Origin of the sequence: Bifidobacterium sp. (genome assembly GCF_022640935.1) — a bacterium.
Classification (GTDB): Bacteria; Actinomycetota; Actinomycetes; order Actinomycetales; family Bifidobacteriaceae; genus Bifidobacterium.
In genome coordinates, this window is record NZ_JALCCV010000043.1 from 1 (window position 1) to 14,203 (window position 14,203).

Consider the following 14,203-nt stretch of genomic DNA (forward strand, 5'->3'; position numbering starts at 1 on the left):
ATGGCCTGGGGGAGACGCCCGGTCCCATTCCGAACCCGGAAGCTAAGACCCAGCACGGCAATGGTACTGCACCCGACAGAGTGTGGGAGAGTAGCACACCGCCGCAAACAACACCTACAAAAGCCTCGAAGACCACACAGTCCTCGAGGCTTTCCACATATCCGAATATGTTCCGACCCATTCGGCGGCAGACTCCGGCGAGATCTGCATGATTCTTTTGAGTTCCTAGGTCGATACATACAGCAACCCCTGCCAAAGACGTGATTGGGGAAGGCCACTTCAGCTTTAAACGGCCTGTTCACATTTATGCTCTAGCAGCACAATCGATGTGCAGCGCGCGTTGGAGCGAACCTGGGCAATACAATGGAGTACAGCCCGAATTTCAATCGATAGGGAGCGGCAATGAAATATGAGTCATTAGGGACCTCAGGCGTCGAAGCCTCACGAGTGGCCCTTGGAGTGATGAGGATTGACGAAAAGGCGCAAGACAAGGCCGACGAAATCGTCAAGACTGTGATTGACGGTGGCGTGAACTTCTTCGACACTGCTGATTGCTATTCGTCAGGCGGAAGCAGCCGACGCTTCGGCCAAGCATTGGTCGACCTCGGCGTGAAGCGCAGCAGCATCTTCATACAGACGAAGTTCGGCATCTACCGTGATCCGGAATCGAATACCATTACCCGCTATGATTTCTCAAAGAAGCATTTGCTCGCGGCACTCGATGAGGAGCTCGAAAATCTGCAGACCGATTACGTCGATTTCGTGCTCTTGCATCGGCCTGACACTTTGGTAAATCTCGATGAGCTCGCCGAGGCGTTCAATGAGTTGCAGGCCAGCGGCAAAGTGCGGCATTTCGGCGTCAGCAACGTCAACCCATGGCAGGTGGAGCTGTTGCAAAGCGCATTGTCGCAAAAGCTTGAGGTCAATCAGCTGCAGTTCGGGCTGGGACACACGAGCATGATTCAGCAGGAGTTCCACGTCAATATGGAGGATGCGCCGAGCGTCGATCACGATGGTGGCCTGCTTGCCTACTCCCGATTGCGGCATATGACTATTCAGGCATGGAGCCCGTTCCAGTTCGGCTTCTTTGAGGGCGTATTCATCGACAATCCGAAATTCCCGGAGCTCAATGAGGCGTTGGACAAACTGGCGGAAAAATACGGCGTGGGCACAAGCGCGATCGCGGTCGCATGGATTCTGCGCCATCCGGCGATGATGCAGGTGCTGCTGGGTTCTATGACCCCGTCTAGGCTCACCGACATGATCGCAGGGGCTGAAGTCGAGCTAACAGCGCAGGAGTGGTATGACCTCTATCTTGCGGCGGGCAACGACTTGCCATAAGCGGGGTGCTGTGCAGCCGTGCATTATTTCATCCCAAAACGATGCGTGATCTCGAATAAGATCATGTATCACGACAAGGTCCAGGCGCAGCGTGCCGCTGATAGCAGCTTCGTGCAGCGTGGCGCACAGCTGTGGGTGTACCGCTGCGAATATTGCGGAGCGTGGCATCTGACGCATCGAGACCCAGAGACGACCCTTGCGCGCGGTATCGAGTCGCAAGGCTCGCGCGGGTCAGGACAAGGCCAGCGCAAGCCACGTTCGCGAAAACGAGGCTATAAGCCGCGAAGAAAATAGGCCGGACCTTACCTCGGATTGTGCGGGATCCTCTGGTTCGTGCGGGTATCGGCGCTGTATGTAGCGCTAATTTCGTGGCAGCGCGAGTATCGGTGGCTAAAACGGCGGTTTCGGAACGACTGATACTCGGGTCTCCTCGGAATAGCGCTGCACACAAGGCAGCTGGACTTTCGCAGCGCGCCAATAGCGCTCTGCGCATAGGCAAGATACGAGTTTTGGCATGGTCCTGCAATGCCCATCACTCATAAACCGTTCAGCTCATCGGTCGAGGGTGAAGCCTTGGCCGCCGGCGGCAGGGCCGACCGGCTTCGCCAGGTTGCTTTGGTCGGTGGCTTTCACGGTCGTCTGAGTGCTGAAGGCATCTACGGGGCGTTCGGTATGGCGCAGATCGTAATACTGATGGACGACCGCATCGAAGTGCGGCAACGGTTCGAGGATACTGTCGGTATCAGCGGGATATGAGTTTTCGAAGAATTGCATGGAACGGGCCATGCGCGGTTTGAGCGTAGGGGCCTGGTCGGGCTTACCGATCGCCAGACCCAGCACCGGATACGTGTATTCCGGCAGTTGCAGCGCATCGATAATGGCTCGCGGATCGTTGAGCAGCGAGCCAAGATAAACGCAGCCGAGCCCCAGCGAATTCGCCGCGGTCTCCATGGCGTGCATCGCAAGTACGGCGTCATTCTGCGCTTGGGAGAAGCGATAGCTGGTATTCAGCGTGAACTCGGCGCTGCGCACGTCAACGCCGCCTTGCGCGGCAATCGCCGCGTTACGGTGCTCGTCGAGGATGAATACATATAGCAGCGGCGCCTCGCCGATGTAGTGCTGATTGCCGATCTGCGCCATGCGTTTGCGCAGCGACTCGTCAGTGATGCGGATGGCGGACCAGTCGTTGAGATATTCGCTCGATGCCGCATGCTGTGCCACGGTTTCCAAGGTTGCGATAACATATTCAGCGATCGGATCCGGCTTGAATTTGCGGATCGATCGACGCTGCAGCAGCGTCTCGATGACGGGATTAGTAATGATCTCGTCTCGTGTTGGGGTTTGAGCGGAGACGGCCGACCTGCTTGCAGGCGATGTGCCGTCGGGCGAGTAGACCGTAATCGGTCCGGCGAAGGCCGGCCCGACATCAGGCGTTTCAGCGGCTGGATCAGTAGTGAAATCAGACATAACGGTATTCTCGCAATACCTGCAGCCACGCGCGTTACGGTTTAGCTCTGGGTAAAGCGCCGTGTGAAACCCATGTCCGCAATTTTCCGGGATTTTCCCGAAACGCGACCTTCCAGAGCTTCTGCTGTGCAGTTTCCCATGAAAATGTGGTAGTGGAGAAAGGGGCTCAGGCAACCAAAAGCACGGGGGGGGGGATTGCGATATCGGCCACGGGAGCTGCATTGCCCTCTGCCGAAAACGGAGGGCTGGGTAGCGAAGATGCTAGGAGCTGTTCAGCGCTCGCCGGAACGCTTGGCGCGTTTGATATGGCGATGCTCCACGAAAGCTTGCGAGCCGGCATCTGAAAGCTGCGAGATTACCGCGCCGAACGCCGAAGAAAGCCCTGCGAATAATAGTGTCAGCAGCAGCCCCTGCCGCTCGTCGGCCTCGGAATCATTGCTGCGACGTTTGACGATGCCCTTGTGCCATAGTGTCTGGAATACTTTGCCAGCTATCAGACCGGCGAGCGCCGGCACAGCGGCTTTGAAGATCTTGTCGCCCATGGTATCGGGTTCATTCGTTCTCGCTCGGGCCATCTCATCCACCTTCCTGTCAACAACGCCGAGTTTGGCGACAATGCTGTCAGCCATTTCTCCCAGGCGCCCTCTGGACTCCGCAATCATGTCGTTCATAGTCTTATAATAATTCACCCAGTACGCGTCGTATCCGTGTACGCGTTGCGTGGAACGAAATTGAGCATGCATACAGAGCGCGAGGCGGGCCACATGGAGCTGACGGCTGCTGGCGGAAGAACACAGCGAGCGCGGTATGAATCGTTGCATGCCGTTGTTCATTATTCGCCACGAACCGGGTCGATACATGGCCGAGATACGAATCCGGTATTAGAGTAAAACTATGAGCGTTTTCCAAACTTCAGGCGATGCTGCCTCTCAGTCAGGTGCCCTCCAAGGCGGTGCCGCAACCCATACTGGTCATCTTGTGCTGCTGCGCCATGGCGAAACGGCGTGGAGCGTGTCCGGCCAATACACCGGTCGCACCAACATCCCTTTGACGGGCACCGGCGAACGGCAGGCCGTCGAGGCAGGCGCGCGCATACGGCAGGCGTATCCTGAGGGTTTCGGCGCGCGCGTATTCTGCAGCCCGCTGGGCAGAGCCAAACAGACCGCAGAATATGCGGGGTTCGCCGATGTACGCGTGTGTCCCGGCGTGGTGGAGTGGGATTACGGCAGGGCGGAGGGACGCACGCGCGGCCAGCTTAGTTCAGCAGTTGGGCACGAATGGAATCTGTGGCACGACGGGACAGAGATCCTGGGGCCTGACCTGGATGGCGAACGCGTCGAAACACTGCCTTCCGGACAGCAGGTAAGTGTGCGCAATGCGCCGGGGGAAACCATTGGACAGGTCGCTGCCCGAGCGGCCGAAGTCGCGCGGCAGATGCTGCCGATGGTCCTAGAGGGCCAGGATGTGCTGCTCGTCGCCCACGCACATATTCTGCGCATCCTGACGACCCAATGGCTTGGACTCGATCCACATATGGCGAAGATGCTGCGGCTCGACACCGCGCACTACTCTTCCTTGGGCGTTTACAAGGGCGATCGGGTCATCGAGCATTGGAATCTGTAACAGCATACGGGCACCTGCCTGGCGCTGATCGGACGGTTGGCTGGGCGTTGACCGCTGGGATTCTGGTAGGTTCGTCACGCAAACCGGTGGTTTGGCGTGACGGAAATACCGGGAACGGGCAGTTCTGGCCGATTCGGCATGGCAATGATGACTTTAGTTGCGTGACGAATGTGCAAATGCCGGTAATGAGCGGCGGCTACCACCGGGAGTAGCGCGTGCGGATGTCGGAAGGTTTCGCAACGAGGCCGTTAATATGCAATGAGCCCAAGGAATCGGATAGAATCGGCGATTCGTCATGCCGCTGGATGTGCGAAGGCCGGGCAGATGATCGGTCTGCCCGGCCTTCGCGAAGCAGCAGGACAATGTTGGACTGACGGAAGCGCCTAGCCTTTTACCGAGCCGGACATCGACTCCTGATAGAAGCGTTGCATGATGATGAACAGGATCGCGATCGGGATGGAGACGCACACAGCGCCGGCGGCGAAGCGCGCGTACCACTGGTTGATGTATTCCTTCTGCAGCATCTGCCACAATCCCAGCGCGACCGTGAAGTTGTCTTGGGTGCGGGCGATGGCCTTGGCCATGACGAAGTCGAGCCAGGGCGCCAGGAACCCGACGATGGCCTGGTAGACGATCATGGGCCGGCAGATCGGGATGATGATCCTTATGAACACCTGCCAGCGGCTGCAGCCGTCGAGGTAGGCGGCTTCGTCGAGCGACAACGGGATCGTGTCCATATAGCCCTTCATCACGTAGAAACCGGCGCCTGAGCCGGCGGAATACACGAGGATCAATGCGACCAGCACGAGCGCGCCGCTGGTCAGGCCGAAGGCCTTGAGGATGAAGTAGATGGCGATCACAGCCATGATCGAGGGGAACATGCCCAAGATCAAGGCGATGTTCATGAAGGTCTGACGGCCGTGGAAGCGCAGCCGGCTCATGCAGAACGCGACCGAAAGCACGAAGAACAGCGAGATGATGCACACGAAGATCGCGATGAACAGCGTGTTGAGGAACATGCGCGGGAAGTTGAGCACATCGCGCTCGGTGAAGAGCTGCACGTAGTTCGCAAGCGTGTAATTACGCGGGAAGAACGTTTTCTGATAAGGTGCGGTGTTCTGGTTGAAACTCTCCAGCAGCACCCATACGATCGGGACGAGCCAGATGATCGACATGATGGCCAGAAAAGCGTGGGTGAACACGTCTCCGACGATGCGCCGCTTATGCTGGTCGCGCCAGAAAGGCACGTGCGAGGAGCCGTGCGCGCCGGACCGGGTCTGCGTCTGCGCCACAGTCGTAGGTTTTTCCCTGGAAGCAGTCTTGCTCACTGGAATCCTCCCTCATTCTTATAGGAGCCGGAGTTGCGGTAGGTGATCAGCGAGATCACGGCCAGCACGATGAACGTCATGATGCCGATGACCGCGCCGAGATTGTAATTGTTCTTGTCGACGGTGAGCTTGTACAACCAAGTGATGAGCAGATCGGTTTTGCCTGCGGAGGCGCCGACCGGCGTCGGATTGCCTCCGGTGAGCAGGTAAATGACGTTGAAGTTGTTCACATTGCCGGTAAAGGTAGTGATGAGATAAGGCGTCATGACGAAGAAGATGAAAGGCATCGTCACGTTGGCGAAGCGCTGCCACCAGTTCGCACCGTCGAGCTCGGCCGCCTCGTACAGGTCGACCGGAACATTCTGCAGAATGCCGGTGATCTGCATGATTGTGTATGGAATGCCGACCCACAGGTTGATAATGATGACGGTAGCTCTGGCCCAATTGGCGTCCTGCAGGAAGGGCAGCGGGCCGTTGATGAGCCCGGCGTTGAGCAGCAGACGGTTGATGGCGCCGTCGCGCTGCAGCATCGTGTTCATAACGAGCAGGGAGACGAACTGCGGCACGGCGATGGACATCGAGAAACAGGCGCGCCACAATCCCTTGAGCCGCGTGCTCTGCCGGTTGATGAGCATGGCCATGAACATACCTAGGAAGAAGTTGAGGAAAGTGGCGAAGAACGCCCACACGAGCGTCCAAGCCAACACGGAGACGAACATGCCGGCGGTTACATCACTGCCTGTAGAGCTGAAAATCTGCGCGAAATTCTTCAGGCCCACCCAATCGAAGAGCACGACATGGTTCTTGTCGTAGTTAGTGAACGCCATCGAGATCATGAAGACCAGCGGCAGGATCGTGAACACGAGTATGCCGAGGGTCGGCAGGAACATCAGGCCGATGTGGGCGTTCGAGTTGCCCAGCTCGCGCATATCATGCACGAAGGAGACCGGCGTGTGCCCTTCCTGCACGGACAGCTGGGCCCTGTAAGCACTTTTCGCTGATTGGATGGATGCGACGGCGGCTAGGGCGATGACGAAAAGCGCCATGACGCCGTAAAGCAGGATTTGCACCGAATTGTCGCCGGCCTTGTATGTCCAGAAGCCGTCGATCTTGACTCGGGTCTGCACCGAGTCGCCCAGCGATGGCAGCTTGCCCAGGTAGGTTGCCCCGGTGGTCGACAGGTATGCGATGACGGCTATCTCCACGGCGAGGAAGAGCAGGCCTTTGATGAACTGCCTGCGCAGCAGGTTGCCCAAGCCGAAGACGAGGAACGATAGGCGGGTTACGGCGTCGCCGTAGCGCCATGCGTTGCCGAGCGAGTACCGTGACGGCTCAAGGCCATCCGGATTGGATGTGCGCTTGCGACGTGCCGGCGCCACCGGCGCCGGCGGTTGCGGTTGCGTCAAGCTGGACGCGTTGGTCATGGCATGACCTTTCATGGGTGATAGGTTCAACGACTGTTTTACTCTAAGGCGCCCGCGCCGATGTGCGCTGCCGGGTGCACCCGACGCAAGGGCGCCCCGCCCCTAATGAAGCGGGGTGGGGCGCCCTTGGCGGCTGGTATGTCGCTGCGGCTTACTTATTTATTATACGAGGCAGCCCACGCCTCGGTCTTCTGTGCAGCGTTGGCGTCGGTGACGTCCTTGTTGACCAGCGCGGTGCCGAAGGTCTTAGCGGGATCCCAGAAGTCAGCCATCGCGGGCAGCGTGGACTGGTTCACCGAGGTGTTGGCGATGGTGTCCATCTGCGCGACGGCAGAAGGATCGCTGGTTACATCGGAGGACAGGGTCTTGTCGGTCGGAACGATCTGGCGCATCTCGAAGTGGGCCTTCTGTGCCTCGGTCGAGCCGAGGAAAGCGGCGAACTGCGACGCGACCTTGGGGCTCTTCGAGTTCGGGTTGTAGGCCGCGGCCTTGGATCCGGAGAAGGATTTCATCTGGTAGGTGCCGGAATCGGTCGTAAAGCTCGGTAGCTGCGCCGCACCATAGTTGTCGCCCAGGGCCTTCTTCGCATCCGCGGCCTGCCATGTGCCGGAGAAGAGCACATCAGCGGTACCGTTCTGCAGGGCAGCCAAGCCGGCGCCATTGTCGTTGTCGACCACAAAGTTCGGGTTGTGCACAAGTTTGACGAGGTACTTGGTCACGGATGCGGCGTTGTCGCCCAGCTGGATGCCGGCGGACTGATCCGTGCCGTCAGGCCCGAAGATCGTGGCGCCTGCACCGACGTAGAACGCCGGGAGGTACCAGGAGTTGCCCAAGTTGAAGGAGACCTTGCCTTTGGCGAGCATCGCGTCAAGCGACTTGATGTCGTCGGCGCTAAACTTCGCCTTGTTGTAGTACATGAACCAGGTGTTGCCGGTGTAAGGCACGCCGTAGAGCTTGCCGTCGGTGCCGGTGATCGACGTGACCATGGAATCCGCGTTCTGCTCTTTGACCTGCTTGGCGGCGTCATCGCTGAGCTCGCCGATGGCCTGGGCGTCGATCAGGGTGCCCAGCTGGTCGTTGGCGAACATGTAGACGTCGGCTGCGGCGGAAGGATCCTGCTTGACGGTCGTGCCCGCGTCGCCTTCGTTGACGACGGCGTTCTTCCATGTGATCTTATATTCGGGATGGGCCTTCTCGAATGCCTTCTCCATCTTGGGCAGCCAGGAATCGGCGTTGGCCTGATCCTCCGACGGACCCCATACGGTGAGGCTGGCCTCGGTGGTTCCGGTAGCACCCTTGCTGCCAGCGTCCCCCGAGTTCGAGCTGGAGCCGCAGGCTGCGACTCCCAGCAAAAGGGCCGCGGCAGTGCCTACGCCCAGAAGCTTTTTCAACATTGTCATCCTTGACCTCCTCAAGTGCGCGTCGCCGATGTGGCGAACGCTCTGCTTTCCATGTCGATCCGGCCCGTGGCCGATGCCTCTTCCTTCGTTCCCAAAGCCTGGCCTCCATGCACGCGGCCTGTCGCTGCGTGGCATCAATATGCTGGGAACAGTTGAAGGCCCTGCATCATCGCCTCATTGACCGATTCGGCGCTTAACAGTCTACATGGATTTGCAAACGTATGCAACAATGGGCGCAGCCGTGTGTCAAGGAGATACTGTGTGGATTTGGCGCGGCGCTACTTAGATGTCCCGTGCTCGGTGTTCCGGATGAGCCGCGACTGAAACTGCCATGTTCGCAAAGTGCAGTTTTCGAGCTTGTGAAGAATAGTGCCTGCCTGCGGCTGGAGGTATTCTTGCGGCCGGGCGCAGCAGATATGCCATCGTTTGCAGCATGTGGCCGAGCTATAGAGCTGTTCCGGTGCCTTGCGCGACATTCAGCGGTCGTTGCGGTTCAGCTGGCATCGTATGCTGGTCGGGTGCGCAGATACTACAAAGGAGTAATCAATGTCGACGACTGACGGTGCAGCGAAGTTTCAGGGGGAGAGCGGCAAAGACGCGCATGGGCAAGGGTGTGGCCTCGCCTCGCGTCCGGCGTGGCTGGACGAAGCTGTGTTCTACGAGATCTATCCGCAGAGCTTCTACGATTCAGACGGGGATGGGATCGGTGATATCCCGGGCATCATGCAGAAACTCGACTATGTGCGGGATCTGGGCTGCAACACGGTGTGGATCAATCCATGCTACGATTCGCCGTTCAAGGACGCCGGCTATGACGTGCGCGACTACTGCAAGGTCGCGGAACGATACGGTACCAACGACGACTTGATCGCCCTGTTCGAAGCTGCCCATGAGCGCGGCATGCATGTGCTGCTCGACCTGGTGCCAGGGCACACGAGCGAAGAGCACGCGTGGTTCGAGCAGAGTAAGCAGGCGGACCGCAACGAGTTCTCCGACCGGTATATCTGGACGGGCGGCGCTTTTCAAGGCTATTCGATGCCATTCATCAGCGGCGAGAGCGACCGGGACGCTGCCTATATATTAAACTTCTTCAAATGCCAGCCGGCGCTGAACTATGGTTTTGCCAGGCGCGACCAGCCATGGCAGATGTCGCCGGACTCGCCAGCCGCGCAGGCTACGCGCGCCGCGATGGTCGAAGTGATGCGCTTCTGGCTTTCGCGCGGCTGCGACGGCTTCCGTGTGGACATGGCGAATTCGCTGGTCAAGAACGACGATGACGCCAAATCGGCGACGATCGCCGCATGGCGCGAGATGCTCGGCGTAATCAAAAGCGAATACCCTGAGTCGGCTTTCGTTTCGGAATGGGGAGTGCCCGATCAGGCCATGAAGGCCGGATTCGACATGGACTTCTATCTTGATTGGCGCTGGGATGGCAAGCCGAACGGCTACAATCTGCTCGCCCGCAATGTGGACGACACCTTGGATGCGATGCACGACCTGAGCTATTTCTCGGCTCGCGGCGGTTCCAGCGCCTGCGAGTTCCTCGGGCAATATGTGCCGCAATACGAAGCCACGCGAGGCGACGGGTATTTCTGTTTCATTACCTGCAACCACGACACGCCGCGCTTGGCGCCGCGCTTGAGCGATCGCGAGCGGCGAGTGGCCTATGGCATGCTGCTGACGATGCCCGGCGTGCCGTACTTGTATTACGGCGACGAGATCGGCATGCGCTATCGGATACTGCCCACCAAAGAGGGCGGCTATGCGCGCACCGGCAGCCGCACGCCCATGCAGTGGGACGGCGCCGCCGCCAACCTTGGTTTCTCTGAGGCCGATCCGGGCTCGCTCTATTTGCCTGTAGATCCCGGACCGGATGCGCCGACCGTCGCCGAGCAGGATTCGGACGATTCGTCGATGCTGTCGTGGGTGCGCGCCGTGCTCGCTCTGCGGGCCGAACATGGGGCGTTGCGCGCCTCCGGGCGATTCTCGGTGCTCGCGGCTCCCGAGGACGGGCGCTCGCTGGTGATCGAGCGTGTTGATGCGAGCGGCGGAAAAAACGGCGAGCAGGCAGACTGCGAGCGGTTGATCATTGCACTGAACCCAAGCCTTGCCGAAGAACGAATCAACTTGGGTGATCTCGAGTTCGACCTCGCACATGCCCAGCTGCTCCTTGCCGTTGGCGAGTTGCATGTTGACGCGTCGCTAGAGATTGCAACTGAAGCAGGTGTCGGGGCGTCAACCGAATCGCCAGCCGGGACAACTGCTGATGGCTGCGGGCAAATGCTCGTCCTTGGCCCTCAGAGTTTTGGGGTATTCGCATGCTGAGACGCAACGCTATGTTCCGCCGGCGGCAGACAGCGCAGCAATCTGCAACGCATGCCGACCATGCCCGATATGACGCAGTGTTCTTCGATATGTACGGCACGCTTGTCGATATTCGTAACGATGAAACCGCGGACCGCCCATGGCAGGCGCTATGGCGCTTCTTCGCCGACCATGGCGTCTATTTCGATGCCGTTGACGATCTGCGTGCCGAGTTCGGGCGCTATCTGGCTCAGGAGAAGACTTCGGTGGCGGCTCGGCTGGCCCGCGAACGCATCGAGGTGGCCGATGAGGGCGAGGTTGAGCCGGATTATCTGTGCGTGTATTCCGCGCTGATTGCGGCACATGGGCGTGATGATGGCGGTGCGACCGATAATGACCGTACATCTGCCACAGCTGAACTGGCCGCCCAAGCAGGACGTCTGTTCCGTGACGCTGCGACGCCGCAGCTCAGACTGTATTCCGGCGCGGAGGCTTTGCTGGGCAGGCTTCATGATGTGGGAATCCGCACGTTGCTGGTCAGCAATGCGCAGGCCTGCTTCACGCGTGGTGAGATTCAGCGGCTCGGGCTGCACATGATGCTTGACGACATGCTGCTGTCAAGCGATTACGGCGTAAAGAAGCCGAACACGTGGTTTTTCGAAGAGGCTTTGCATCTTGCCGGCACTCTGGCTTCCCGCACGCTGATGGTCGGCAACGAAGAACGTGCCGATATCCTCGGCGCAGCGCGCGCGGGCATCGACGCCGCGTATCTATGCACGGAACAGTCTGTAGGCGACGCCCCCCGGATTGCGCAGCATGCGACCAGGTCATTCGCCGGAGCAGACTATGGGGCTTTGGGCGCGTATATTTTTAACGAGGAACGCGGGCGATAACGGCGTGGGCGGAGAACGCCGACTTGCAGATGAGCTCAGTGTCGTTCAATGGCGTCGTTCAGGGATGGCTCGACCCCTAAAGCAGCATTATTCCATGATTCTGCAGTGAACAAAGGCAACGATTAGCCGGAGAATTCAAAAACATGACTTGCACCACGTAAACGTATACTATTCCATACCTGTTGTGAAAAAGATTAGTACTACCTGAGATGAAACTGTACAAAAGCTCCTTGATCCATGTGCATGCGATGGGTGAAGTGGGTGGTTCAGCGGCTCAAACTGCATTGGGTGATGGCGCGAGCGCGTCACGGACGTGCAGTTCAGGCTGCAAGGCCTTGGAATAGCACAAAGTCAGTGACTTTACCAAGTAAGGAGAAGCTCGGATGGGCGAGATAGTACAAGGTTGGGGGCGAACGCGTTGAAGCAGACATCTAGACATAATAAATTTGTTCATTCAGTAGTCGCGCCGGTTTCGGCGATAGCAATGCTGGCTGGCCTGTCTTTCGTGGCACCGTCCGCGCTGGCTGCGGAGAATCTAAGCTGTACGCAGGGAACGATCTATGGCATAAACAGCAGCGACCGGTCCATTTACAGCATCGACACCGCAACTGGCGCCACTGCGCAAGTGCCCGGCGCGACTCTGGGCAGTAACGCTAATGGTCTGGGAATCAACAAGGATGGTTCCGCTGCGTATGCAGTCCAGCAGGCTGGCGCCGCCAACGCCGATGTGAAAATTCTGAAGTACGCCGCTTCCAGACAGACTTCAAGCTCGGTTGGGAGCATTAACTTGGGTGGCGCTGTTTCGGGTTCATATCTTGTCGGTGGCGCGGTCAGTCCCTTCAACGATATCTACTACTTCGGCGGTTGGACCGCCGAAGGCACGTTCGCTCTGTACGGTTGGGACACGAAAGCAGACAAAGCCATCGGCCTCATGGGGGAGCTTACGGCACCTGGCGTGAAGCTTACAGCCCAGGCCAACGGCGATCTTGCCTTCGACAGCAAGGGAAATCTCTACTTTGTCAACAGCATGTCTGGAAATCAAGTTGAGATCATGATTCCTGCGGCCAGTGTTCCCACTGCTGCTGGAGATGGAACGATTTCCGGCACTCAGGTTGCGTCAAGTAAGGATAGCGGCGCATTCAATGGCGTCGCCTATGACGCCTCGGGAACCTTCTTCCTTAGCCAGTCGGGCTACATTGCGGCAGGCCTTGGCGGCGCGCAGATACAATTTACCGGTGGATTGGGCACGGTCGATCTCGCGAGCTGCTCGCTCCCGACCCCTCCGACTGCGCATGATGCGTCCGCGGAAGTCGATCCGGGCAAGCCGGCTACGCTGACTCCTGATGTCGATCCGGGAACTTCGCCGATTACGACGGGTTCCTTCGATAACGGACAGCCTTCAAGGGATGTCCCCGGCGAAGGCACATGGAACATCACCATTGATCCCGAGGGCAAGCCGACGATCACCTTCACGCCGGAGAGTGGCTTCACGGGAGATCCCACTCCGCAGGATTACACGGTCTCTGACAAGAACGGTTTGACTTCCGATCCGGCCACTGTCATTGTGACGACGAAGCTCGCCCCGCCGGCCGCGAAGGATGCGTCGGCTACGACTGATCCGGGCAAGGCTGTGACGTTGGCTCCTGAGACTGGTTTCGGCACGTCGCAGAAGTTCACTTCGGTGACGTTCGACAATGGCGACGCTACGAAGGTGGTTCCGGGCGAGGGCACGTGGACGATCAAGCTGAATGGCGACGGTCTGCCTGAGGCTGTGTTCACTCCTGAGTCTGGGTTCACGGGCAAGGCGACCCCGCAGAAGTACACGGTGACTGACGAGAACGGCAAGACCGCTTCGGCGAATCTCATTGTGACGGTCAATACGCCGCCGGCTACGGGTGACAAGTCCGCTGTGACTGATCCGGGCAAGCCGGTGACGTTGAATCCGGTGACGACTCCTGGATCCGCTCCGATCGAGTCCGTGGTCTTCGACAACGGCAAGACGAGCAAGGTCGTTCCGGGCGAGGGCACGTGGACGGTGGAGCTGAAGGGCGGCCAGCCGGTTGCGGTGTTCACTCCTGAGTCTGGGTTCACGGGCAAGGCGACCCCGCAGCCGTACACGGTGACTGACGGCAACGGCCTGACGGCCACCGGCACGCTGGACGTGACGGTCAACGAACCTGCTGCCGCAGCGACTCCGGCCCAGCCGGCCCAGCCTGGTTCCAGTTTGGCGCATACTGGCGCGAATGTGGGCATCGCTCTGTTCGCTTTGATCGTCTTGGCTGGTGCTGGTTTAGCCCTGCGCCTGATCACCCGCCGTCAATGATTCCCCTGTGACCCGGGTTCCCCGGGTCTACTGGAATAGTAGGATCCGGATCACCGGCTAACGGCATGAGGCGTCGTCGGAACCACGAACACGTGGTTCC

11 protein-coding genes and 1 rRNA gene are annotated in these 14,203 nt (G+C 59.0%); 7 read left to right on the forward strand and 5 right to left on the reverse strand.

From position 1 onward, the window contains the following. The 3 genes from rrf to LKG04_RS08235 all read left to right on the forward strand — a co-directional run. Positions 1 to 107, forward strand: a 5S ribosomal RNA gene (gene rrf, locus LKG04_RS08225); the annotation flags it as partial. 295 nt (positions 108 to 402) lie between these two features. Beyond that, entirely contained in the window at positions 403 to 1,341 is a 939-nt protein-coding gene (locus LKG04_RS08230; RefSeq protein WP_291762530.1) for an aldo/keto reductase, read from the forward strand. An 18-nt stretch (positions 1,342 to 1,359) separates the two neighbouring features. Further along, a complete protein-coding gene (locus LKG04_RS08235; protein ID WP_291762533.1) occupies positions 1,360 to 1,635 on the forward strand; it encodes a hypothetical protein in 276 nt (91 codons plus the stop codon). Positions 1,636 to 1,893: 258 nt separating this feature from the next. Here the strand turns inward: LKG04_RS08235 and LKG04_RS08240 are convergent, their stop codons facing one another. Continuing rightward, entirely contained in the window at positions 1,894 to 2,664 is a 771-nt protein-coding gene (locus LKG04_RS08240; RefSeq protein ID WP_291762550.1) for a nitroreductase family protein, read from the reverse strand. Between the two features lie 416 nt (positions 2,665 to 3,080). Then, positions 3,081 to 3,437 carry a DUF4235 domain-containing protein gene (locus LKG04_RS08245; RefSeq protein WP_291763768.1) on the reverse strand — a complete coding sequence of 119 codons (357 nt, stop codon included), beginning with the start codon at positions 3,435 to 3,437 and terminating at the stop codon, positions 3,081 to 3,083. A gap of 265 nt (positions 3,438 to 3,702) precedes the next feature. On the opposite strand from LKG04_RS08245, the gene LKG04_RS08250 reads away from it, so the two are divergent. Beyond that, positions 3,703 to 4,431 (forward strand): histidine phosphatase family protein, encoded by a 729-nt coding sequence (locus LKG04_RS08250; protein WP_291762537.1) that lies wholly within the window; start codon positions 3,703 to 3,705, stop codon positions 4,429 to 4,431. Between the two features lie 383 nt (positions 4,432 to 4,814). Here the strand turns inward: LKG04_RS08250 and LKG04_RS08255 are convergent, their stop codons facing one another. From LKG04_RS08255 to LKG04_RS08265, 3 genes are all read right to left on the reverse strand, one after another. Beyond that, complete coding sequence (locus LKG04_RS08255) at positions 4,815 to 5,723, reverse strand: sugar ABC transporter permease (protein WP_291762552.1); 909 nt, start codon at positions 5,721 to 5,723, stop codon at positions 4,815 to 4,817. A 32-nt stretch (positions 5,724 to 5,755) separates the two neighbouring features. Beyond that, entirely contained in the window at positions 5,756 to 7,183 is a 1,428-nt protein-coding gene (locus LKG04_RS08260; protein WP_291762539.1) for a carbohydrate ABC transporter permease, read from the reverse strand. A gap of 155 nt (positions 7,184 to 7,338) precedes the next feature. After that, positions 7,339 to 8,583, reverse strand: coding sequence for an extracellular solute-binding protein (locus LKG04_RS08265; RefSeq protein ID WP_291762541.1), 1,245 nt, complete (start codon positions 8,581 to 8,583; stop codon positions 7,339 to 7,341). Between the two features lie 546 nt (positions 8,584 to 9,129). Between LKG04_RS08265 and LKG04_RS08270 the strand changes: the two genes are divergently transcribed. From LKG04_RS08270 to LKG04_RS08280, 3 genes are all read left to right on the forward strand, one after another. Then, positions 9,130 to 10,908 (forward strand): alpha-amylase family glycosyl hydrolase, encoded by a 1,779-nt coding sequence (locus LKG04_RS08270; RefSeq protein WP_291762544.1) that lies wholly within the window; start codon positions 9,130 to 9,132, stop codon positions 10,906 to 10,908. Next, the gene (locus LKG04_RS08275) at positions 10,902 to 11,780 is read left to right on the forward strand and encodes an HAD family hydrolase (RefSeq protein ID WP_291762546.1); all 879 of its coding nucleotides are present in this window, start codon (positions 10,902 to 10,904) and stop codon (positions 11,778 to 11,780) included. Before LKG04_RS08270 ends, LKG04_RS08275 begins: the two co-directional genes overlap by 7 nt. 484 nt (positions 11,781 to 12,264) lie before the next feature. Further along, complete coding sequence (locus LKG04_RS08280; RefSeq protein ID WP_291763771.1) at positions 12,265 to 14,103, forward strand: Ig-like domain-containing protein; 1,839 nt, start codon at positions 12,265 to 12,267, stop codon at positions 14,101 to 14,103. Positions 14,104 to 14,203 lie beyond the last annotated feature (100 nt).

What these genes read in the sequence shown, in the direction of transcription:
- LKG04_RS08230 (WP_291762530.1), top strand. Translation starts at nt 403, where the DNA reads ATGAAATATGAGTCATTAGGGACCTCAGGCGTCGAAGCCTCACGAGTG.
- LKG04_RS08245 (WP_291763768.1), bottom strand. Translation starts at nt 3,437, where the DNA reads ATGGCTGACAGCATTGTCGCCAAACTCGGCGTTGTTGACAGGAAGGTG.
- LKG04_RS08250 (WP_291762537.1), top strand. Translation starts at nt 3,703, where the DNA reads ATGAGCGTTTTCCAAACTTCAGGCGATGCTGCCTCTCAGTCAGGTGCC.
- LKG04_RS08260 (WP_291762539.1), bottom strand. Translation starts at nt 7,183, where the DNA reads ATGACCAACGCGTCCAGCTTGACGCAACCGCAACCGCCGGCGCCGGTG.
- LKG04_RS08265 (WP_291762541.1), bottom strand. Translation starts at nt 8,583, where the DNA reads ATGACAATGTTGAAAAAGCTTCTGGGCGTAGGCACTGCCGCGGCCCTT.
- LKG04_RS08270 (WP_291762544.1), top strand. Translation starts at nt 9,130, where the DNA reads ATGTCGACGACTGACGGTGCAGCGAAGTTTCAGGGGGAGAGCGGCAAA.
- LKG04_RS08275 (WP_291762546.1), top strand. Translation starts at nt 10,902, where the DNA reads ATGCTGAGACGCAACGCTATGTTCCGCCGGCGGCAGACAGCGCAGCAA.
- LKG04_RS08280 (WP_291763771.1), top strand. Translation starts at nt 12,265, where the DNA reads ATGCTGGCTGGCCTGTCTTTCGTGGCACCGTCCGCGCTGGCTGCGGAG.